Annotated in this window: 16 protein-coding genes; 11 read left to right on the top strand and 5 right to left on the bottom strand. The window is 75.5% G+C overall.

What is annotated here, in order from left to right:
• Nucleotides 1-35 precede the first annotated feature (35 nt).
• From KOV94_RS06855 to KOV94_RS06840, 4 genes are all read right to left on the bottom strand, one after another.
• Nucleotides 36-2,195, bottom strand: a complete 2,160-nt coding sequence (locus KOV94_RS06855; RefSeq protein WP_308160408.1) for an ATP-binding protein — start codon at nt 2,193-2,195, stop codon at nt 36-38.
• Nucleotides 2,192-2,911 (bottom strand): Pvc16 family protein, encoded by a 720-nt coding sequence (locus KOV94_RS06850; protein WP_124341079.1) that lies wholly within the window; start codon nt 2,909-2,911, stop codon nt 2,192-2,194. The genes KOV94_RS06855 and KOV94_RS06850 overlap by 4 nt, the downstream gene beginning before the upstream one ends.
• 4 nt (nt 2,912-2,915) lie before the next feature.
• Nucleotides 2,916-6,317, bottom strand: coding sequence for a DUF11 domain-containing protein (locus tag KOV94_RS06845; RefSeq protein WP_218051586.1), 3,402 nt, complete (start codon nt 6,315-6,317; stop codon nt 2,916-2,918).
• A 117-nt stretch (nt 6,318-6,434) separates the two neighbouring features.
• Nucleotides 6,435-7,058, bottom strand: coding sequence for a response regulator transcription factor (locus KOV94_RS06840; RefSeq protein ID WP_124341081.1), 624 nt, complete (start codon nt 7,056-7,058; stop codon nt 6,435-6,437).
• Nucleotides 7,059-7,224: 166 nt separating this feature from the next.
• Here KOV94_RS06840 and KOV94_RS06835 point away from each other — a divergent pair, with 166 nt between their 5' ends.
• From KOV94_RS06835 to KOV94_RS06825, 3 genes are all read left to right on the top strand, one after another.
• Nucleotides 7,225-8,553 (top strand): COG1470 family protein, encoded by a 1,329-nt coding sequence (locus KOV94_RS06835; protein ID WP_218051585.1) that lies wholly within the window; start codon nt 7,225-7,227, stop codon nt 8,551-8,553.
• Between the two features lie 109 nt (nt 8,554-8,662).
• Nucleotides 8,663-8,980 carry a PAAR domain-containing protein gene (locus KOV94_RS06830; RefSeq protein ID WP_218051584.1) on the top strand — a complete coding sequence of 106 codons (318 nt, stop codon included), beginning with the start codon at nt 8,663-8,665 and terminating at the stop codon, nt 8,978-8,980.
• Between the two features lie 272 nt (nt 8,981-9,252).
• Nucleotides 9,253-11,763: a PQQ-dependent sugar dehydrogenase gene (locus tag KOV94_RS06825; RefSeq protein WP_218051583.1), complete on the top strand. Its 2,511-nt coding sequence runs from the start codon at nt 9,253-9,255 to the stop codon at nt 11,761-11,763.
• A gap of 60 nt (nt 11,764-11,823) precedes the next feature.
• Here KOV94_RS06825 and KOV94_RS06820 read toward each other — a convergent pair whose 3' ends face one another.
• Nucleotides 11,824-12,390, bottom strand: a complete 567-nt coding sequence (locus KOV94_RS06820) for a manganese efflux pump MntP (RefSeq protein ID WP_218051582.1) — start codon at nt 12,388-12,390, stop codon at nt 11,824-11,826.
• A 205-nt stretch (nt 12,391-12,595) separates the two neighbouring features.
• Between KOV94_RS06820 and KOV94_RS06815 the strand changes: the two genes are divergently transcribed.
• The 8 genes from KOV94_RS06815 to KOV94_RS06780 all read left to right on the top strand — a co-directional run bounded on the left by KOV94_RS06815 (nt 12,596) and on the right by KOV94_RS06780 (nt 21,429).
• Entirely contained in the window at nt 12,596-12,955 is a 360-nt protein-coding gene (locus tag KOV94_RS06815; RefSeq protein ID WP_218051581.1) for an ArsR/SmtB family transcription factor, read from the top strand.
• On the top strand, nt 12,952-14,187 hold the full coding sequence (locus KOV94_RS06810; RefSeq protein WP_218051580.1) for an MFS transporter: 1,236 nt from the start codon (nt 12,952-12,954) through the stop codon (nt 14,185-14,187). Before KOV94_RS06815 ends, KOV94_RS06810 begins: the two co-directional genes overlap by 4 nt.
• Nucleotides 14,188-14,361: 174 nt before the next feature.
• Nucleotides 14,362-15,276 (top strand): SDR family NAD(P)-dependent oxidoreductase, encoded by a 915-nt coding sequence (locus tag KOV94_RS06805; RefSeq protein WP_218051579.1) that lies wholly within the window; start codon nt 14,362-14,364, stop codon nt 15,274-15,276.
• A gap of 376 nt (nt 15,277-15,652) precedes the next feature.
• Nucleotides 15,653-17,692: a penicillin-binding transpeptidase domain-containing protein gene (locus tag KOV94_RS06800; protein WP_218051578.1), complete on the top strand. Its 2,040-nt coding sequence runs from the start codon at nt 15,653-15,655 to the stop codon at nt 17,690-17,692.
• A 55-nt stretch (nt 17,693-17,747) separates the two neighbouring features.
• Nucleotides 17,748-18,698: an LLM class flavin-dependent oxidoreductase gene (locus tag KOV94_RS06795; protein WP_218051577.1), complete on the top strand. Its 951-nt coding sequence runs from the start codon at nt 17,748-17,750 to the stop codon at nt 18,696-18,698.
• Nucleotides 18,699-18,901: 203 nt separating this feature from the next.
• Nucleotides 18,902-19,867 (top strand): aldo/keto reductase, encoded by a 966-nt coding sequence (locus KOV94_RS06790; protein WP_218051576.1) that lies wholly within the window; start codon nt 18,902-18,904, stop codon nt 19,865-19,867.
• Nucleotides 19,864-20,520 (top strand): hypothetical protein, encoded by a 657-nt coding sequence (locus KOV94_RS06785; protein WP_218051575.1) that lies wholly within the window; start codon nt 19,864-19,866, stop codon nt 20,518-20,520. Before KOV94_RS06790 ends, KOV94_RS06785 begins: the two co-directional genes overlap by 4 nt.
• A 42-nt stretch (nt 20,521-20,562) precedes the next feature.
• A complete protein-coding gene (locus KOV94_RS06780) occupies nt 20,563-21,429 on the top strand; it encodes an NAD-dependent epimerase/dehydratase family protein (protein WP_218051574.1) in 867 nt (288 codons plus the stop codon).
• The last annotated feature ends 4 nt before the right edge of the window (nt 21,430-21,433 follow it).

The raw sequence follows: 21,433 nt of genomic DNA, 5'->3' as shown, positions 1-21,433 counted from the left end.
TCCGCTCGGCCCGATCGGGCAGGGCGGCCCGGAGGTCAGGCGAGCAGGCTCCAGTAGTGGCCGAACTCGCTGGGCAGGGTGAGACGCCCGAGCTTGCGGTACTCGCGGTACACGGCCGCGACGACGTGACGCATCGCGACGGTCCCGCCGTCCTGCGCGGCGAGGTACGCAGCGGTCACGGCGGCGGACCGGATGGCCCCGCCGGCGAGCTCGAAGGCGTCCGCGCAGAACGTCAGGTCGACGTCGGGGTCGCGCGGCACCAGGACCCCGAGGCTGCGGTCCCACAGGGCGACGCGCTGCCCGGCGTCGGGCACGGGGAAGTCGACGACGACGTCGAGCCGGCGGATGAACGCGTCGTCGATGTTCGCGCGCAGGTTGGTCGCGAGGATCGCGAGCCCGTCGAACGTCTCCATGCGCTGGAGCAGGTACGCGGACTCGATGTTGGCGTACCGGTCGTGCGCGTCCTTGACCTCGCTGCGCCGCCCGAACACGGCGTCGGCCTCGTCGAACAGCAGCACCGCGTTGACCCCGGCGGCTCCGGCGAAGATCCGCTCGAGGTTCTTCTCGGTCTCGCCGATGTACTTGTCGACGACGGTCGCGAGGTCGACGACGTACAGGTCGAGCCCGAGCTCGTGCGCGACGACCTCGGCGGACATCGTCTTGCCCGTGCCGGAGTCGCCCGCGAACAGCGCCGCGACGCCGTGCCCGCGCCCGCCGCCGGGACGCATGCGCCAGTCGCCGAGCACCTGCTCGCGGAACCGTGCGCGCGTCGCGACCTCCTGCAGCGAGCCGAGCACGTCGGGCGGCAGCACGAGGTCGTCCCAGCCGACCGCGGGCTCGATGCGCCGGGCGAGCCGTTCGAGCGCGGTCCCGTTCTCGGCACGTGCGCCGACGCGCACGTGCTCGGCGGTGAGCCCGCCGTCGAGCGTGGCCTGCTGCCGCGCGGCGCGCGCCGCGCGCGTGACCTGCTCGGGACGCAGCAGGTAGGGCGCGGTCGTGCGCGCGGTGTCGATCGGGTCGCCGTCGGACGCCCCGTCGGTCGACCGGCCGAGCGACTGCTGCCAGAGCGTCGTGCGCTCGGCGACGGTCGACGGCGGCACGTCGAGCAGCAGCGGCGGCCACTCGCTCCACGTCGGGTCCCAGGTCGTGCGCCCGACGACGAGCACGGGCGACGCGGCGAGCAGCGCCCGCGACGCGCGCGGCTGGTCCGTGAGCGGCTCCGTGCCGATCACGACGAGACCCGCGCCCGTGAGCAGCGCCTCGCGCGCCGCGGTCCGGGCGATGGTCTCCGGGTCGGGCACGGCCGCGACCGCGGCACCGTCGACGACGAGCGCACCGCGTCCCGCGGCCTGCAGCGCCCGGACGGCGAGCACGCGCCCGGACCCGGTGGGCGGCTCCCGCAGGTAGACGAGCGGCGCCCCGGCGGACAGCGCGGCGACGAGCCGGCCCGGGTCGCCCCACGGCACGTCCTCGTCGTCGACCAGCACCGACGCGAGCGCGGGGTCGGGCGCGTCGTCGCCGAGCAGGTGCCCGACGACCCGGTCGGGCACGCGCAACGGGCGGCCCGGCAGCGGCCGGTCGGGGTCTTCGACCTCGAGCAGCCCGCCGCGCACGAGAGGGCCGTGCTGCAGCCGGTGCCGCCCGGACGCCGACGCGAGGGGCACGCCGCACAGCGCGAGCGCGACCGCGGCGGACGGCCGTCGTCGCGTCACGTCGTCGTTGAGGTAGCCGAAGAGCTGCTCGAACCGCACGTCGACCTCGCACGCGAGTGCCACCAGCAGCAGCTCCACGTCGAGGTCGTCGAGCGCGAACGCGCGGGTCAGCGTGCGCAGCCGCAGCACGTGGCCCGCGGCCTCGGCGGCGTCGGCGGCCTGCTCGGCCGCGCGCGTCCGGTCGTCGACCTCGGCGGACAGGACCTCGGTGCCGTGCCCGGCGAGCAGCCGGTCGACGGTCTCGTCGTTGAGGTACAGCCCGCGGAACGGGTCGTCGGGCTGCGGGTCGCCGACGCGCCGCCGGGCGACGAGCGCCCGCACGCGCTCCTCGACGGCCGCGAGCCGGGCCAGGACGTGCGCGGTGCTCGCGTCGCCTGCCCGCGCGGCTCGGGGTCCGGCACCGGCCGCGACCGCGGGCGCGGCACCCGTGTCGAACCCGAACGCGGCACCGGCCCGGTCCCGTCCGGCGGGCTCCGCGCTCACCGCCGCCTCCGGGCGCGCGCGACGGGCCGGGCACCGCCGCGCCCGTCGCCGCTCGACGACGACCCGGACGCCGACCCCGGAGAGCCGTCGGGCGCGGACGGCGGGGGTGGCACGTGCCGGTGCACGCCCGTGTCGGTGCCCCCACCGTCGGTGTCCCGCAGGTCGACCGTGAGCGGCTGCTGCACGGGAGGTCCGAGGACGTCGCCGGGCACGGGCGTGAGGACGGGCACGTCGACGACGACGTCGATCGACGGCTTGAGCTCACCGCCGAGCGCGGACCAGACGTCCGCGAACCCGCGGTCCTCGGGCGGCGGCAGGCCGACGAACAGCGGGACGCGCGCACCCGCGGCGACGAGCCGCTCCTCGAGCACGCGCGCGGGGAGGGCGTCGAACCGCAGCAGGTGCACGAGCACCGCGTCGAGCAGCCGGTGCTCGTCCTCCGGGCGCTGCGTCCATGCGGTGACCAGGTAGGACAGCCGGAAGTGCCGCGGCGGCTGGAACCGGGTCTGCACCGCGCCCTCGACCCGGTTCTCGAGGAACCCGCGCGACCGTCGCCGCAGGTCCTCGCGCAGGTCGTACAGGTACATGTCGACCGTGGGTGCGTTGCGGCGCGCGGCCCAGTCCTTCGTCGGGGCGTCGAGCACGACCTCGACGGACGTGCTGTCCACCGCCTCACGGACCAGCGCGCGCAGCGCCTCGTCGACCGAGCCGATCACGACGTCACCTCCGGAACAGGAAGTCGGGGGCGGCGACCGAGCTCGGGTTCACCAGCAGGTCGGTGTCGACCTCCCCGAACAGCGGACCGGGTGACGTGCCGGTCCCGACCATGCGGCGCGGGCCGAGGATCGTGTCGGCGACGACGGGCACAGACGCCTGGAAGGACCCGTCGGCCAGCGGGACGTACGGGCCCGGTGCGCTCATGATCCCGGTGGACCACGAGAGCCGGACGGGCTCGCCGGGCGGGAACCAGCGGCCGTTGACGAACGCGACGCCGCCGGGCCGCAGGACGGTCGGCACGACGAGCAGCTCGGGCGCCCGCACCTCGACAGGTGCGCTCGCGGTGTCGTCGGCGGCGACGGGGTCGGGCGACGACGTGCCGACGACACCCGTGACGAGCCCGCTCTGCGGGGGACCGGTCACGGCCGCGGCGCGCAGGGTCGCCTCGACGACGCGTGGTGTGCCCGGCGCGACCGTCCCGAGCGCGCAGACGCCGGGACCGGACGTGCACGGGTCGCCGCCCGTCGTCGTCACGAGCCCGGGGAACGTCGTCGTGAGCGTGACGTCCTCGGCCGGCTGGGACCCGAGGTTCGTCACCGTGAACGTCGCGGTGCCCGGCAGCCCGCCGACCCACAGCGTGGGCGTGACCACCACCGTCACGGACACGCCGGGTGCGGCCGGCGTGAGCGTCGCGGTGTTGTCGGTGACGTCCCGCTCGGGGCTCGTGCTCGTGACGACCGCGGTGATCGGCCCCGCCGTGGTCGCGGCGCCCCGGACCGGGACGGCGAGCGCGACGGGTGTCCCGCCCGGCGGCAGGGGCGTCGTGACGGGGCACGTCAGCTGCTGACCGGCGACGGTGCAGCCCGGCAGACCGGTCGTCGTCAGCCCGGGCGGCAGCTCGACGTCGACCTGCGCCGCGCGCACCAGGCCGGGACCGGCGTTGCTCACGGTCACGGTCAGCGTCGTCGAGCCGTCGGGCGCCGGCGCCGCCGCGAGCGTCACCGCGAGGTCGGCGTACGGCCGGTACGCGGGCTCGTCCTGGTTCCCCTGGGTGTCGGTGACGACCCGCAGGCCCGATCCTTCGGCGGCCGACACCGCCCAGATGCCGCGTTGCTTCGGCTGTCCCGCGCGGTGCGCGGAGAACGCGATCTCGGTGCCGTCGGGCGACCACGCCGGGTTGTCGGTGCCGTCGACGACCGGGCGGGAGGGCGTCGCGCTGCCGTCGTTGCGGATGCCCGTGAGGGCGACGGCGCTCTGCACGGGGGATCCGGTCCCGGTCGTGTCGAGGGTGAGGATCCCGATCCCGCCGAGCGCGACGGCGCCGGTGAGCGGCAGTCCTCCCAGGCCGAGGTTGCGGGTGCCCAGGTCGACGACCGCGAGGCGCGTTCCGTCGGGCGACAGGGCGGGGGAACGCCCCGCGACCACCTGCGGGCACGAGGCGGCGGGGAAGCAGGGGTCCCCCACGACGAACGGCTGCGCGGGCGCCGTGCCTGCCGCGTCGACCGACCAGATGGTCGTGGCCGTGACGGCGTACCGCTCGGGGGGCGGCACGTCCTCGCCACGGTCGTCGAGGAACCAGCGGCTGAAGAACAGGCGTGACCCGTCGGGCGTCCACGTCGGGTCGTGGTCCTCGAAGAGCAGCCCCTCGGCCCCCTCGGTGACCTGCGTGACCGTCGCGGGGCTCGTGGAGAGGTCGGCGACGTAGAGCAGGGTCGGCGCGTTGCCCGTCGGGTCGGGCGAGCGGGCGAACGCCACGCGCGTGCCGTCGGGCGACCACGCCGGCTCGGCGTCGAACGGACCGGCCGGGTAGTCGAGGACGGTCCCCGCGTTCTGGTCGGCCGGCGTGCTCCGGAGCACCTGCGAGAGGGACCACCCGAAGGGCAGGGGCGCCGCGTTCTCCGAGGCGTACGCGAGCTCGTCCCCGGCCGGGTGGTACGCGGGCGACAGCTCGTGCAGCGGCTCGGGCGGCGGCGCGCTCGGCTCGTCGGGCGGCGGCTGCTCGGTGCGGTTCGCCAGGATCCGCAGGTCCCCGCTGCCGTCGGCGCGCACGTCGTGGATGTCGATGAGCCGCGGTGCGTCGGTGAAGGTCAGGTACGCCGCGGGCGTCTCGCCCTCGCCGCTCTCGAACACGGACCCCCAGGACGGGTGCGACTCGCTGCGCCCCAGCGTCGCGATCACGGGCTCCTGGAACTCGACGGTGATGCCGGCCTCGCTGTCGTCGAGGAACCCGACCCACACGTCGCCCGCGGGGTCCACCTCCCGGCTCGTCCAGGCCAGCCACGCGACGTCGTCGACCTGGCCGAACGTGGGCTCGGACGCCTGGACGCGGCCCGGGTACTCCTCGGTGCCGGCGCCGGGCGGGTAGAGGTCGACGACCGCGCCGTCGTTGCCCTCGAACAGGCTCGCGGGCTGCCCGTCCCTGCCGATGCCGACCAGCCCGAGGGAGCCGTCGGTGCGGAACTGCGAGGTGGTGAACGCGACGGTCGCGGCGGTGTCGCCCCACGGCGAGACCGTCGGCTGCGTCTCGGCGGCCGGTCCGCGGGTGAGCTGGACCGGCACGAGGGTGTCGGTCGACACCGACCACAGGTCGCCCAGCGGGTCGGACTCGGTGCTGCTGTAGACGATCCGGTCGCTGTCCGACGTCCACGCGGGCCACGTCTCGTCGGCCCCGCCCGTCGTCACCGCCTCGGCCTGGTCGCCGACCTCCTCGCACCAGTCGAGGTCGTCCGGGAAGGCGAGGTCGTCGATCGAGGCCCGGACGATCGACCACGTCCCGTCGCGCGTCGTGGCCCACGCGATCCACGTGCCGTCGGGCGAGATCACGGGGTGCGACTCGACGGCCGCGTCGCACGTGATGCGGACGACCTGCGTCGGGAGGTCCTCGGTGGCCTCGTAGCGCACGTACACGTCGCCCTCGGGCAGGTGCCGCGCGCTGACGAACGCCGTCGGCGGCTGCGTCTCGAACCGGCCGCCGGGCCGGCCTCCCGGCTGCTGCACCGAGCCCTCGGCGTCGTAGCGGTGGTCCTGCTCGACGACGTCGTCGAACCCGATGTCCTCGACGTCGAGGTCGCCGAAGGCAGGCAGCACGGTCCGGCCGGCGACGGGAGGGGCGGCCGCGCCGAGCAGCCCACCGGCACCGCCGGGGCCGGCGGCGATCCCGCCGGGATCCTCGGGCTCGGGCTCGGGCTCGGGCTCGGGCTCGGGCTCAGGTTCAGGCTCGGGCTCGGGCGGGTCGCTGACGAGGACCGACATCAGGCGCTGCTCGGAGTCCGCGTACGCGAGCCGCGGCTCGGTGACGAGCGGTGTCGGCAGCGCCGCGGGCCGCGGCCCGACCCCCGACGCCGCGAGGACCGCCGAGGGCAGCACGACGGCGGCGACCAGCCCGGCCGTGAGTGCTCGGCGCACGACGCCTCCTCCTGCCCTCCGCGGTGCGGACCCCTCACGGTGCCGCCCGCCGCACGGCCCGAGCACCCGCGCCCGGTCAGCCGTCGGGGCAGCCGGAAGGTGCCGAAGGGGCAGCGGTCAGATGAGACCTTCGCGCAGCGCGTACGCCACGGCGTGCGACCGGTTGCGCAGCTGCAGGCGGGTCGTGACGTCGTGCAGCACGTTCTTCACGGTTCGCTCGGAGTACGCGAGGTGCTGCGCGATCTCCGAGGTGTCGTACCCGTCGGCGACGAGCCGCAGCACCTCGATCTCGCGCGACGCGAGCCCGGTGAACGTGAGCCCGCGCGGCCGCAGCACCTGCCGCTGCAGCGTGCCGACCTGGTCGAGCAGGCGTCCCAGCAGGTCGGGGGGCACGCTGCCCTCACCGGTGGCGGCGCCGCAGATCACGCGGACGAGCCGGTCGGGCGTGGCCTCGGCGCGGCGCACGAGCCCGAGCACGCCGGCCTCGACCGCGGTGACCACGTCGCCGTCCTCGAGGCGGCCCGCGACGAGCACGGCCTGCGCGGCGCTCTGCCGCCGCACCATCCTGACCAGGCGCAGCGCGTCGTCGTCCACCGAGTCCGCGATCACGACCGCGACCTGCGCGTTCGGTGCCTCCTCCGCGGGCACCACGCGCACCTCGGGCCGCGGCCGCAGCGCGCTCACCACCCCCGCCTCCGAGATCGGGTCCCTCGCGCTGACCCACACGGCCACCCTGTCCATCGTCGCCCCCTGCGCCGTGGCACCCGCTGCTCGGGTGCACTGACGGACAGCGTGCCGGGGCGCACTGATCGTGCAGTCAACAACGACTCAACGGGCAGCCGCGGTGCCCCCACGGCCGGGCCGGACGCCGTACCGCGCGCGCGTGCCCGCTCCTAGCGTCGCGAGCATGACGACGACGGCGAAGCTGGACTCGGCGCGTGTGGAGCTCAGCCCGGGCACCGAGGCGGTCGTCCCGCTGCAGATCCGGAACACGGGCGACGTGGTGGAGGGCTACCGCATCGAGGTGCTGGGCGCGCCCGCGGCATGGACGACGGTCGAGCCGGCCGTCATCGAAGGCCTCTACCCGGGCACGACCACGACGGCGACCGTGCGGTTCGCACCGCCGCGGTCCGCGGCCGTGCCCGCGGGGACGCTCGACTTCGGCATCCGCGTCGTCCCGTTCGAGCACGTCGACGAGACCGTGATCCCCGAGGGCGTCGTCGAGGTCCTGCCGTTCCTCGACACCACCGCCGAGCTGCTGCCGCGCACGTCGCACGGCCGGAGCGGGGCGCGGCACCGCGTCGCGCTCGACAACCGCGGCAACGTCCCTGTGACGGTGTCGCTCACGGCCGCCGACGACAACGGCGCGCTCGCCTTCCGCGTGCGCCCGCAGATCCTCGCCGTGAACCCCGGCACCGTCGAGTTCGCCGACGTGCGCGTCAAGCCCGAGAAGCGGCTGTGGCGCGGCCCCGACGTCACGATGCCGTTCACGGTCACCGCCGCCGCGGAGAACACCACGCCGGTGCTGCTCGACGGCGCGCACGTGCAGGTCGCGACGATCCCCAAGTGGTTCTTCAAGGCCTTGCTCGCCCTGCTGCTCCTGCTCGCGCTGCTCGCGCTGCTGTGGTTCACGCTCCTGAAGCCCGTGATCGAGTCAGCCGCGAAGTCGTCGGTCGAGGACGAGGTCGCGCAGGCGCAGGAGGCCGCCGCCGCCGCGCAGCAGGCCGCGACCTCCGCGCAGCAGGCGTCGAACGGTGCCGGGCAGGCCGCCGCCGCGGCGCAGGAGCAGGTCGCGCAGATGGAGGACCTCACGCAGAACTTCCTGCCGCCGACCGAGATCCTCACGCCCACGACGCAGCGCATGACGGTGCAGACGCCGCCGTCCCCGACCGCGGTCGACGCCGACCCGTTCGTGGTGCCCGACGGCGGCACGTTCCGGCTCACCGACCTGGTCCTCAACAACCCGCAGGGCGACTTCGGCCGCCTGCTGCTCACCCAGACCCCGGCCGGCGGCGACCCCGCGGTGCTGTTCGACGTCGCGCTCGAGAACTTCCGCGACAACGACTTCCACTTCCAGACGCCGATCGTCCTGCCGTCCGGCACGGCCCTCACGATGTCGGTGATCTGCCGCGCGCCCGGGCAGCCGCAGAACGAGACGTCGCCGCCCACGCAGTGCGACGACGCGCTCGTCTTCAGCGGTCAGCTCGCCGTCCCGGCCCCGCCGCCCGCCCCCTGACCGTCCGCCCGCCGACCGCAGGCACCCCGCCCGCAGGCGTCCCGACCGCGGGCGCCCCGACCGCATGCACAGCGACCGCCCCGGCGGTCCGCCCGACGGGAGACCGCAGATGCCCATGGGACCCGCGCTGCGCGTCGGCGACACCGCCCTGTGCCCGCTGTTCGACGGCCCGAAGCCGCACGTCGGCGGCCCGATCACACCCGCGGCCGGCGTCATGACCGTCCTCATCGGCAACCAGCCGGCCGCCGTCGCCAACGCGATGCCCGGCGGCATCCCGTGCGTGTCGCCCGCGCCCAACGGCATCGCGATGGGCTCGCTGACGGTGCTGATCGGGAACTTCCCGGCGGCGCGCCTCGCCGACACGAGCATGCACGGCACCCCCGTCGTCCCGGGCCCGGGCTGCCCGACGGTGATCATCGGCGGCTGACCCGGCACCACCAGCCCCACCCGCCACCCTCACCCGCCCGCCACCCTCGCCCGCCCGCCACCCTCGCCCGCGCCCACCCTGACCTCGGCGACCCGGGGCTGGGCACCGCAACCGGTCGATCTCCGGTACTCAGCGCCGGGTCGACGACAGCGAGGGCCCAGACCCGGCGTGGCGCGGCTCCGACCGTCGCTGAATCGGTCCGGGGCGTTGCGGTCCGGCGCGTGCGGGGGGATGGTGGCGGCCTGACGCGTCGACGAGGACGGGGGCCCTCGATGAACGGCATGCGCGCGCTCGTGGCCGTGGTGACGGGGGCGCTCGTCGCCGCGGGGCTGGTCGTGGCCGGTCCACCACCCGCGACAGCCGCCGTCCCGGCGGGGTTCACGGAGTCGCTCGTCGCGACCGTGCCGAACCCGTCCGCGATCGCGTTCACGGCCGACGGCCGCATGCTCGTCACGCAGCAGTCAGGGAGCCTGCGGGTGCGCACGGCCGCGGGCACGCTGCTCGCGACGCCCGCGCTGAACCTGTCGAGCCGTCTGTGCACCAACTCGGAGCGCGGCCTGCTGGGCGTCGCGACGGACCCCGACCCGGCGACGCGCGCGATCTACCTCTTCTACACGGCGCGCACCGGCACGACGTGCCCGACGAGCCAGGGCGGCACCCCGGCCGGTGCACCGGTGAACCGGGTGTCGCGCTTCGTCCTCGGCGACGACAACGTGGTGGACCCGGCGAGCGAGACGGTCCTGCTCGACGGCATCGCGAGCCCGGCGGGCAACCACAACGCGGGCGACGTGCACGTCGGCAAGGACGGGTACCTCTACGTCTCGACGGGCGACGGGGGCTGCGACTACAAGGGCGACAGCGGCTGCGGCGGCAACAACGACGCGTCGCGGGACCGCAACGTGCTGAACGGCAAGATCCTGCGCGTCGACCGGACCACCGGCGCCCCGGCCCCGGGCAACCCCTTCCTCGGCACCGGGTCGGCGTCCTGCCGCCTGGCCCCTGCGGCGGCGGGGACCATCTGCCGCGAGACGTTCGCGTGGGGCCTGCGCAACCCGTTCCGGTTCGCGTTCGACCCGGACGCGAGCGGCACGGTCTTCCACGTCAACGACGTCGGCCAGAACGTGTGGGAGGAGATCGACCTCGGCGCGTCGGGCGCGGACTACGGCTGGCCGGTGCGCGAGGGGCACTGCGCCCAGACGGGATCGGCGACGAGCTGCGGCGGCGCGCTCCCGGCCGGGATGACGAACCCGATCCACGACTACGGCCGGAGCACGGGCTGCGGCTCGATCACGGGCGGCGCGTTCGTCCCCGACGGCGTCTGGCCCGCGGCCTACGAGGACGGGTACCTGTTCAGCGACTACAACTGCGGCAAGCTCATGATGCTCGAGGGCGGGGTGCGCACGGACGTCTCGACGGGCCTGGGCGCGGCCGTGCACCTCGAGTTCGGGCCGTGGTCGGGCAGCCAGGCGCTCTACTACACGACGTACGCGAACGGCGGAGAGATCCGGCGGCTCGCGTACACGGGCACCGCCAACCGGGCGCCGACGGCGGCGCTCACCGCGTCCCCGACGAGCGGCGCGGCACCGCTGACCACGACGCTCGACGGCCGCGGCAGCAGCGACCCCGACGGCGGTGCGCTCACCTACCTGTGGCAGTTCGGCGACGGGACGCCCGACGCGACGACCACGAGCCCGACCGTCCAGCACACCTACGCGGCGGGCACGTGGACCGCGACGCTGCGCGTGCGCGACCCGCAGGGCGCGACGTCGGCCGCGGTGACGACCCGGATCAGCTCGGGCAACACCGCGCCGACCGCGCAGATCACCTCGCCCGCCGCGAGGGCGACGTTCGTCGTCGGCCAGTCGTACACGCTGAGCGGCTCGGCGACCGACGCGCAGGACGGCACGGTGCCCGGGTCGCGCCTGTCGTGGACGGTCGTGCGCGTGCACGACCAGCACACGCACCCGTTCCTCGGCCCGGTGACCGGCACGTCGGTGTCGTTCGAGGCCCCCGGCCCCGAGGACCTCGCCGCGGCCGCGAACAGCCACCTGCGGATCGCGCTCACCGCGACGGACTCGCAGGGTGCGACGACGACCGTGACACGCGACTTCCTGCCGCGCACGGTCGACGTGACGCTCGCGACGTCGCCCGCCGGACGCACGCTCACGGTCAACGGCCAGACGGTCACGGGCCCGACGACGCTCACGTCGTGGGCGGGCTTCGACCTGCGGCTCGCGGTGCCGTCGCAGCAGGACGCGCAGGGGCGCACCTACGAGCTCGACCGGTGGTCGGACGGCTCGACGGCCGCGAGCCGGACGTGGCGGACACCGTCCGCGGCGACGACGCTGACCGCGACGCTGGGGCTGCGCGGGCTCCGCGCGGTCTACTACGACGACGTCGACCTCACCGGCACGACGGTGACGCGCACCGACCCGAGCATCGCGTTCGACTGGGGTCTCGCGGCACCCGTGAGCGGCATCGGCGCGGACACGTTCTCGGTCCGGTGGAGCGGGTCGGTCGTGCCGCGGTACTCGCAGACGTACACGTTCGCGACGACGTCCGACGACGGCGTGCGGCTGTGGGTCGACGGGAGGCTGGTCATCGACCGGTGGACGAACCACTCCCGCCGCGTCGACACCGGGACGGTCACCCTGACCGCGGGGCAGTCGGTGCCGATCGTCCTCGAGTACTTCGACAACCTGCGGAACGCGGTCGCCGAGCTCCGCTGGTCGAGCACGTCGCAGACGTCGGAGATCGTCCCGACGACCCGCCTGCGCCCGTAGCGTCGCGCCGCCGACCCGCTGCGGGACGCGGGTCGCGGCCGCCCGGGGCGTGCGTCCGGGCTACCAGACGCCCAGGTGGTCCAGCAGGATCCGGACGCCGATGAGGATGAGGATGACGCCGCCGACGACCTCGGCCGGCCCGCGGAAGCGGACGCCGACGCGGTGCCCGATCAGGACCCCGGCGAGCGAGACGACGAGCGTCACGACACCGATGAGGACGGCGGCGCCGACGATCGGCACGTCGAGGAACGCGAACCCGATCCCGACGGCGAGCGCGTCGATGCTCGTGGCGACCGACAGCACGAGCAGCTCGCGCAGGCCGATGTGGTCCTCGTCGGGCTCGTCGTCGTCGCCCTGCGTGAACGCCTCGTAGAGCATCTTCCCGCCGATCACGGCGAGGAGCCCGAAGGCGATCCAGTGGTCGACCTCGGTGATGGAGTCGGCGAGCCGCACGCCCAGCAGCCAGCCGAGCAGCGGCATGAGGCCCTGGAACGCGCCGAAGGCGACGGCGATGGCGGCGGTGTCGCGGAACGACAGGCGGCGGATGTGCAGGCCCTTGCCGAGCGCGACGGCGAACGCGTCGGCGGACAGGCTGAGGGCGATCAGGAGCCACGCCCAGGTCGACATCGTGGGACTTCCGGTCGGTCGGCGGCCGCGAGGCCGAGGGACGCGGCGGCGGCCCGGCGGTCGACCGTACGGGCCGCTCCGCGAACGGTGGTAGCCGAGCGCCTGTGAGAACGGTCTCGGAACTTCTGGTCGCGTGACCTGCGAAAACGGGGATCCGGGCGGCCGAACTCGCCTGCGCCCCGCGGACCGTGCTTACTATCTGCGCATGCATGCAGATATGCGGGAAGACGGCCTCGGCATCGACTCGCCCTACGTCGACCTCGTCGTCGAGGTGTTCTCCCTGCTCGCCGACCCCACGCGCGTCCGCATCGTCCTGGCCCTGCGCGAGCGCGAGCTGTCGGTCAACCACCTCGCCGACATCGTCGAGAAGTCGCCCACGTCCGTCTCCCAGCACCTCGCCAAGCTGCGCTGGGGACGCATCGTCAAGACCCGCCAGGAGGGCACGCGCGTCTTCTACTCGCTCGTCGACGAGCACGCCCGCACGCTCGTCACGCAGGCCGTCTACCAGGCGCAGCACGCGATCGAGGACGTCCCCGCCCACCACCGGAGCCACCCGACCTCGTGACCGCGCTCGCCCACCCCACGTTCCGCCGGCTGTTCACCGCCCAGGTCGTCTCCCTCGTCGGCACCGGGCTCGCGACCGTCGCGCTCGGGCTGCTCGCCTACGACGTCGCGGGCGACCGCGCGGGCCAGGTCCTCGGCACGGTCTTCGCGATCAAGATGGTCGCGTACGTCGTCGTCGCGCCCCTCGCCGCAGCCCTCGTCGTGCGCCTGCCTCGCCGCGCCGTGCTCGTGACCGCTGACGTCGTCCGCGCCGCCGCCGCGCTGTTCCTGCCGTTCGTCGACGCGACCTGGCAGGTCTACGTCCTCGTCCTCGTCCTGCAGGCCGCGTCCGCGACGCACACCCCGACCTGGCAGGCGCTCGTCCCCGACGTCCTGCCCGACGAGCGCGAGTACACGCAGGCCCTGTCGCTCGCCCGGCTCGCCGACGACCTCGAGATGGTCCTGTCGCCCGTGCTCGCCGCGGCGCTCCTGCTGCTCATCCCGTCGCACGCGCTCTTCGTCGGGACCGCGGTCGGGTTCGCCGCGTCGGCGGTCCTGGTCGCGACGGTCGCGATCGGGCGGCCGCGGGCGTCGACGGGCCGCGGCGACCCGGGGTTCGCCGAGCTGCCGCTCGGGGCCCGCGTGCGGCACGGCGCCGTGCTCCTCGTCCGGACCCCCGCGCTGCGACCCGTCCTCGCGCTCAACCTCGCGGTCGCGGCCGCGGGCGCGTTCGTCCTGGTCCAGACGGTCGTGATCGCGCGCTCGACGTTCGGGCAGGGCGACACCGCCGTCGCGCTGCTCCTCGCCGCGAACGGGGCCGGGTCGATGGTCGCGGCGCTCCTCGTGCCGCGCGTGCTGGCCCGGCTGCCCGACCGCACCGTGATGCTGGGCGGCGCCGCGGCTCTCACGGCCGCGACCGCGCTGGTCCCGGTCGCGCTGCGCGTGCCGTCGCCCGCCGGGCTCGTGCTCGTCGGTGCGATCTGGCTGGTCGTCGGCGCGGGGTGGGCCTGCGCCGAGGTCCCCGTCGGCCGGCTCGTCGTGCGCGACCTGCCCGAGGCCGACCGTCCCGCCGCCTTCGCCGCGCAGTTCTCGCTGTCCCACGCGTGCTGGCTCGTCACCTACCCCGTCGCCGGCTGGCTGGGCGCCGGCGGACTCACCGGCGCCGCCGTCGTGCTCGCCGTGGTGTGCGCGGGCGCGACCGTCGCCGCCACGGCGCTCTGGCCACGTCGGGCGTCGGTCGTCGTCGACGCGTAGCCCCGCGTCGCGCCAGTCCTCGTCGACGCGTAGCCCGGCGTCGCGTCGGTCCTCGTCGACCCGTAGCCCCGCGTCGCGCCGGGGCCGGGTGCGCGTGCGAGAGTGGGCGACGCCTCGTCCTCGACCCGTCGTCCGGCCCGCCGTCCCCCCCGTCGTCCAGCCCCGGAGTGCACCGTGCAGCCCGTCCCCGACCAGACCGGCCGCACGTTCGTCGTGACCGGCGCCAACAGCGGCCTCGGCCGGGAGGCCGCCCAGCGGCTCGCCGCCGCGGGAGCGCACGTCGTCCTCACCGCGCGCGACGAGGCCAAGGGCACGACCGCCGTCGGCGAGATCCGCGCCGCCGTCCCCGGCGCGGACGTCGAGCTGCGGCTCCTCGACCTCGCCGACCTGTCGTCCGTCGCCGCCTTCGCCGACGCGCTCGCCCGCGACCTGCCGCACCTCGACGCGCTGCTCAACAACGCCGGCGTCATGGCGGTGCCGGACCGGCACGAGACCGTCGACGGCTTCGAGCTGCAGCTCGCGACCAACGCGCTCGGCCCGCTCGCGCTCACGAACCGCCTGCTGCCGCTCCTCCTGGCCGCACCCGCGCCGCGCGTCGTGTGGACCGGCAGCGGCGTCGCGCACGTCGGGCGCATCCGGTTCGACGACCTCCAGGGCCGTCGCCGCTACGGCGCCTGGCGCGCGTACGCGCAGTCCAAGCTCGCGGACGTCCTGCTCGCGCGGCACCTCGCGCACGTCGCCGACCGGCGTGGCTGGCCGCTGCTCTCGACCGTCACGCACCCGGGGTTCACGCGCACCAACCTGCAGACCGCGGGCGCGTCGCTCGGACGCGACAGCGCACCCCGGTCGCCGTTCGGCGAGCGCTCGCTGCTGCCGTCGATGTCGCCCGCCGAGGGCGTCGGGTCGCTGCTGCTCGCGGCGACCGGCGACGTCGCGCAGGGCGCCTACCTTGGGCCGTCGGGCACCTTCGGCATCGTCGGCCCGCCGGGACCCGCGCGGCTCTCGCGGCGGATGCGCGACGACGCGACAGCCGCGCGGCTGTGGCACGTCGCCGAGGACCTCACGGGGACGTCGCTGCCGGACCGCTGAGCGGTCCCCCCGCGCGCCGGCGCCGAGTCCCGACGGCCCGTCGGGACCGCGCGCCACGACCTGTCCGTGCCGGCGGCCGCACCCGCCCCGCCACCAGCTCGCGCTCACGCCCGCGCCGTCGTCCCGCACCGTCGTCCCGCGCCGCCGACCCGGGACCCACGTCCCGGTCGCCGCCCGACGGACGGCCGGGCGGTGAGGAGGAAGGGTGAAGGGTTCCGTGTTCCCACCCGCTCCCGCCGCGGGTGGTGCCACGCTGCCCGGACACGTCCCGCCTCGCGAACTCGCTGGCCCCCGGCCTGCGTGACGGGCCAGGATGACCGCTCGGACGGAACGCAGACGGGCCGGCGCCGCCGCCGGTCCGACGACAGGAGACCTGATGACGCTCGACCGCGCGCGCGACGACGCGCCCGCCCTCCGACCGCGACCGCGTCACCGCCGCGGACCTGCGGCGCTCGGGCTGGTCGGCGCGGCGACGCTCCTCGTCGTCGGGACGCTCACGGCGTGCTCGCCCAAGCCCCCAGGCCCCGACGAGGCGATCGACACGCTCACCAAGGCGATCGAGACCGGCGACTTCGCCGCCGTGGAGTTCGCCGCCGGTTCGGGCGACGCGGCCGCCGCGGCGGAGCTGCGCACGGCGACGTTCGCGGGCGTCGAGCCGTGGGTGCCGGACGTCGAGCGCGGCGAGGTGACGGTCCCGGAGGACGACCCGGACTCCGCGACGGCCGAGCTCACGTACACGTGGGACGTCGACGACAGCGACGACGACTGGACGTACGCGACGCAGGTGTCCCTCGCGCGCGACGCCGAGGACGCCGAGGTGTGGCGCGTCGCGTGGACGCCCGGGGTCCTCGTCCCCGACCTGCAGCCCACCGAGACGCTGCGCGTCACGCGCGTGCAGGCGCAGCGCGGCCGGGTGCTCGGCGCGGGCGACCAGGTCATCGTCGAGCCGCGCGGCGTCCGGCGCGTCGGCGTGGACAAGACGCTCGTCGACGCGGCCGGGCAGGACGCGGCCGCCCGTGCGCTCGGCGCTGCGCTCGCGCTCGACGTCGAGGCCTACGTGCAGCGCGTCGCGGCGGCCGGCCCGAAGGCGTTCGTCGAGGCCATCGTGGTGCGCGACGGCGACCCGCAGTACGACGTCGACGCGCTGGTCGCGACCCCCGGGGTGCGCGCGGTCGCCGACACGATCCCGCTGGCCCCGACCCGGCGGTTCGCCCGGCCGATCCTGGGCACGGTCGGCTCGGCGACGGCGGAGATCGTCGAGAAGTCGGAGGGCGCGATCGCCGCGGGTGACCTCACCGGCCTGTCGGGCCTGCAGCGCCAGTACGACGCGCTGCTGCGCGGGCGCCCCGGCCTGACGGTCGAGGCGGTCCCGGCCGACGGTGTCGCGGTGCGGCAGCTGTTCGCCACCGAGCCGACGCCCGGGACGGACCTGCGCACGACGATCGACCCGGCCACGCAGACCGAGGCCGAGACGATCCTCGAGGACGTCGGCCCGGCGAGCGCGATCGTCGCGATCCGCCCGTCGACGGGTGACGTCGTCGCCGCTGCGAGCGGTCCCGGCGGCGAGGGCATGTCGACCGCGACGCTCGGCCAGTACGCGCCCGGCTCGACGTTCAAGGTCGCGAGCGCCCTCGCGCTGCTGCGGTCGGGCCTGACCGCGGACTCCCCGGTGTCGTGCCCGCCCACGACGAGCGTCGACGGCCGCCAGTTCTCGAACTTCCCGGACTACCCGTCGAGCGCGCTGGGCGAGGTCCCGCTGCGCACGGCGTTCGCGCAGTCGTGCAACACGGCCTTCATCTCCGCGCGCGACAAGGCGCAGCAGTCGGCGCTGGTCGACGCCGCGGGATCGCTGGGCCTCGTGCCGGACGCGAACCTCGGCTTCGCGGCGTTCCTCGGCGCGGTCCCGTCGGACTCCGACGGCACGGACCACGCCGCGTCGATGATCGGGCAGGGGCGCGTGCTGGCGTCGCCGCTCGGCATGGCGACGGTCGCCGCGTCGGTCGCGGCGGGGGCGACGGTCACGCCGCGGCTCGTCGTCGACGCCGACGCTGCCGCCCCTGGGACCGACGACGACGCGACCGCGGGTGCGTCGGACGGGCCGACCCCGACGGCCGCGGCGGCGACGTCGCGGCCGCACGTCCCGCTGACCAGCGCCGAGGCCGACGCGCTCCGGACGCTCATGCGCGCGGTCGTCACCGAGGGTGGCGGGTCGTTCCTGCAGGACACGCCCGGTGGCGAGGTCATGGCGAAGACCGGCACGGCGCAGTTCGGCGACGCGGCCAACCTCCAGAACCACGTGTGGATGATCGCGATCCAGGGCGACCTGGCGGTCGCCGTGTTCGTGGATGTCGGAGACTACGGTTCGACGACCGCGGGCCCGCTGCTCGAGCGCTTCCTCGAGGCCGCCGCCGGCTGACGCCGCGGTCGTCGTCCGCCCGGACCTGGGCGGGTGCGCCACGAGGAGGACGACGATGACCGACCGCGCGACCAGCGTGCTGCTGCCCCGAGACCTGCCCGTCGGACGCGTGCGGGAGTTCGCCCGCCGTGCCGAGGAGCTGGGCTTCGACGAGATCTGGGTCGTCGAGGACTGCTTCTTCCGCGGCGGGGTCGCGCAGGCGGCGGCCGTGCTCGCCTGGACCGAGCGGATCCGGGTCGGCGTCGGGATCCTGCCCGCCGCGGTGCGGGACGCCGCGTTCACGGCGATGGAGGCCGCGACGCTCGCCGAGCTCTTCCCGGGCCGCGTCGACGTCGGCATCGGGCACGGCATGCCCGCGTGGATGCGACAGGTCGGTGCGTGGCCCGCGAGCCCGCTCACGATGCTCGAGGAGCACCTGCGGGCGGTCCGCGCGATCGTGCACGGCGAGCGCGTCGACGCGGACGGCCGGTACGTGCACCTCGACGGCGTGCAGCTCGAGTCGCCGCCCGCGCACCCGCCGCGCATCCTCGCGGGCGTGCGTGGTCCGAAGTCGCTCGCGGTGGCGGGCCGCTACGCCGACGGGACCGTGCTCGCGGAGCCCGTGACGCCCGAGTACGTCGCTGCGGCCCTCGCGCACATCGCCCCGACGCGCGAGCACCGGGTCGTCGCGTACTGCGTCGCGGCGGTCGACGACGACGCCGACGCGGCCCGTCGTCTGGCGCGGCCCGCGCTCGCGTGGGTGGGCGAGCCGGACTGGGCGCCGCACCTCGCGCCGCTGCCGTACGCCGACGAGATCGCCGCCCTGCGGGCGTCGGTCGGGTCGCCCGAGGAGTTCGGTGCCGCGCTGCCCGACGCGTGGGTCGACGACCTCGGGATCGTCGGGACGCCCGCCGCGGCGCGTGCCCGGCTCGACGCGCTGTTCGACGCGGGCGTGTCGTCGGCCGTGCTGTTCCCGCTGGGCCCGGACCCCGTCGCCGCGCTGGACTCGCTCGCGCGTCTGCGCTGACCGCGGCACGGTCGGGTTCGGCCCGTCGCACCGCGGGGCAGCTCGGCGGGTGGCGAGCGCGTCGCGCCACGTGGGCGGACGTCGACCTCGTCGTCGCCCCGGCCGCGGAACGTGCGCGGCCGGGTGTCTCGTCCCGTGATGGAATGCGACGAGCCCGCCGCCGTCGGATCGCCGCCGATCCGTGATCGCCTCAGGAGCCCGTCATGACGTCGTTCGCCCCCGGCACGCCCGGCTGGATCCGCCCGCTCGGCCGCACGGGACTGGAGGTGTCCGCGGTCTGCCTGGGCGGCGGTCCGCTGGGCAGCATGCCGGGCCTGTTCGGCCGCGACGTGCCCGCCGACGAGGGTGTCGCGACCGTGCTCGCGGCGCTCGACAGCCCGATCCGGTTCGTCGACACGTCGAACGGCTACAGCGACGGCGAGAGCGAGCGGCGGATCGGCGCGGCGCTGCGCGAGGTCGGCGGGCTGCCCGCGGGCGTGACCGTCGCGACGAAGGTCGACCCGCTGGACGGCGACTACTCGGGCGACCGCGTGCGCGCGTCGGTCGCGGAGAGCCGCGAGCGCCTCGGGCTCGACCACCTGCCGCTCGTGCACCTGCACGACCCGGAGACCTGGTCGTTCGACGAGCTCGCGGGCTCGGGCGGCGCGGTCGAGGCGCTGGTCGCGCTGCGCGAGTCCGGCGAGGTCGGCGCGATCGGACTGGCGGGCGGTCGCGTGCAGGAGATCGCGCGCTACCTGGCGCTCGGGGTGTTCGACGTGCTGCTCGTGCACAACCGCTGGACGCTGCTCGACCGGTCCGCGGGCCTGCTCCTCGACGAGGCGGAGCGGCAGGGCATGGGCATCCTCAACGCGGCGGTGCACGGCGGCGGCATCCTCGCGAAGCAGGAGGGCGGCCCGACGACGTACGGCTACCGCGAGGCGCCGCCCGAGGTGCTCGACGCGGCGGAGGCCATGCGACGCGTGTGCGCCGAGCACGGCACCGACATCGCGACCGCGGCGCTGCAGTTCTCGCTGCGCGACCCGCGCGTCGGGGCGACGATCGTCGGCATGAGCCGCCCGCAGCGCGTCGCCCAGACCGTCGCGGCCGCGTCGGCCGAGCTCCCCGACGCGCTGTGGCCCGAGCTCGAGGCGCTGCTCCCGCCCGCCCGTACCTGGCTCGACGCCGAGTGAGCGCCGAGACGACCGCGGGCGCGGCCTTCGACCTGCCCGGCGCGCTCGAGCCGCTCCTCGCGGAGCGCGGCTTCACGCGTGGCGGGCCGGTGTTCCGGGGACGGTCGGGTGACGTCGCGATGGTCGTGCGGTGCGAGCCGCAGGCGCGGATCGACCGGGTCCGCACCATCACCGTCGAGTGCACGCCCGCGGACGGGCAGCAGACCGCGGCGGAGCGGTTCGTGCACCAGTTCAACCAGGCCGCGACGGCGTTCGGGTGGCGCGGCGAGTACACCGCGCAGACGCCGGGGTTCCCGCAGGTGCTCGTCGACGACTTCGAGCGGCTGACCCTCCCGTTCGTGGACCGAGCCACGAGCGTCCGGGCGATCGCCGAGCTCGTGCTCGACGGCGAGGTCCCGCCGTCCGACGGCCGCGACCCGCTGCTCGCGCGCGTCACCGACCCGTACGAGGCGGCCCGACGGTTCGGCTGGCCGGACCTCGCGGCGCGCGCGGTCGAGGTCGTCGAGGGCCTGGACCTCGACTGGCGCGGCTACGAGGCGTTCCGGAAGTGGGCCGACTACTACTCGGTCGAGGTGCGGCTGCGGAAGCCGCGGTTCAGCCTCCGCCACTCGGTCGACCGCTTCCTGCCGCTCCAGCACCGCCGCTACGCGTAGGACGGTCGGCGGCGTCCGCGGGTGCCGGGTTACGGTCGGGGCATGACGCGCGTCGTGGTGACAGGTGGCAGCGGGAAGCTGGGACGGGCGGTCGTCGAGGACCTCGCCGCGCACGGGTACGAGGTCGTGAACGTCGACGTCGCCCCGCCACCGCCGGGGCAGCCGGCGCTGTTCACGCGCGTCGACCTCACCGACCTGGGCCAGGTGACCGAGGCGCTGACCGGCATCGACGACCGCTACCAGGGCGTCGACGCTGTCGTGCACCTCGCGGCGATCCCCGCACCCGGCCTGATCCCCAGCGGTGCGACGTTCGCGAACAACGTCGTCGCGACGCACCACGTGTTCTCCGCCGCGCGCCGGGCGGGCATCCGCGACGTCGTCTGGGCGTCGAGCGAGACCGTCCTCGGCCTGCCGTTCGACACCCCGCCGCCGTACGCGCCCGTCGACGAGGAGTCCCCCGTCCGCCCGGAGAGCACGTACTCGCTCGGCAAGGCCGTCGAGGAGGAGATGGCTCGGCACTTCACGCGCTGGGACCCGTCGGCGAAGCTGATCGGCCTGCGGTTCTCGAACGTCATGGTCGACGAGGACTACCCGGCGTTCCGCGACTTCACCGCGCAGTCGCGCCGGTGGAACCTGTGGGGCTACATCGACGCGCGCGACGGCGCGCAGGCCGTCCGGCTGGCCCTGGAGAGCGACCTGACGGGCTTCGAGGCGTTCATCATCGCCGCGCCCGACACCGTGCTCGACACCCCGTCGGCCGAGCTGCTGGCCGCCGAGTTCCCGGACGTCGAGCTCCGCCGCCCCGTCGAGGGCCGCGAGACGCTGCTGTCCATCGACAAGGCCCGCCGTCTCCTCGGCTACGAGCCGACCCACACCTGGCGCTCGCGTTTGCCCGGCGCCCAGGCCTGAGGCG

The organism is Cellulomonas algicola (assembly GCF_019024305.1).
GTDB classification, from domain to species: Bacteria; Actinomycetota; Actinomycetes; order Actinomycetales; family Cellulomonadaceae; genus Cellulomonas; species Cellulomonas algicola.
The sequence above is the reverse complement of the archived record's forward strand: the minus strand, read 5'-3'. Positions and strand labels throughout refer to the sequence as shown.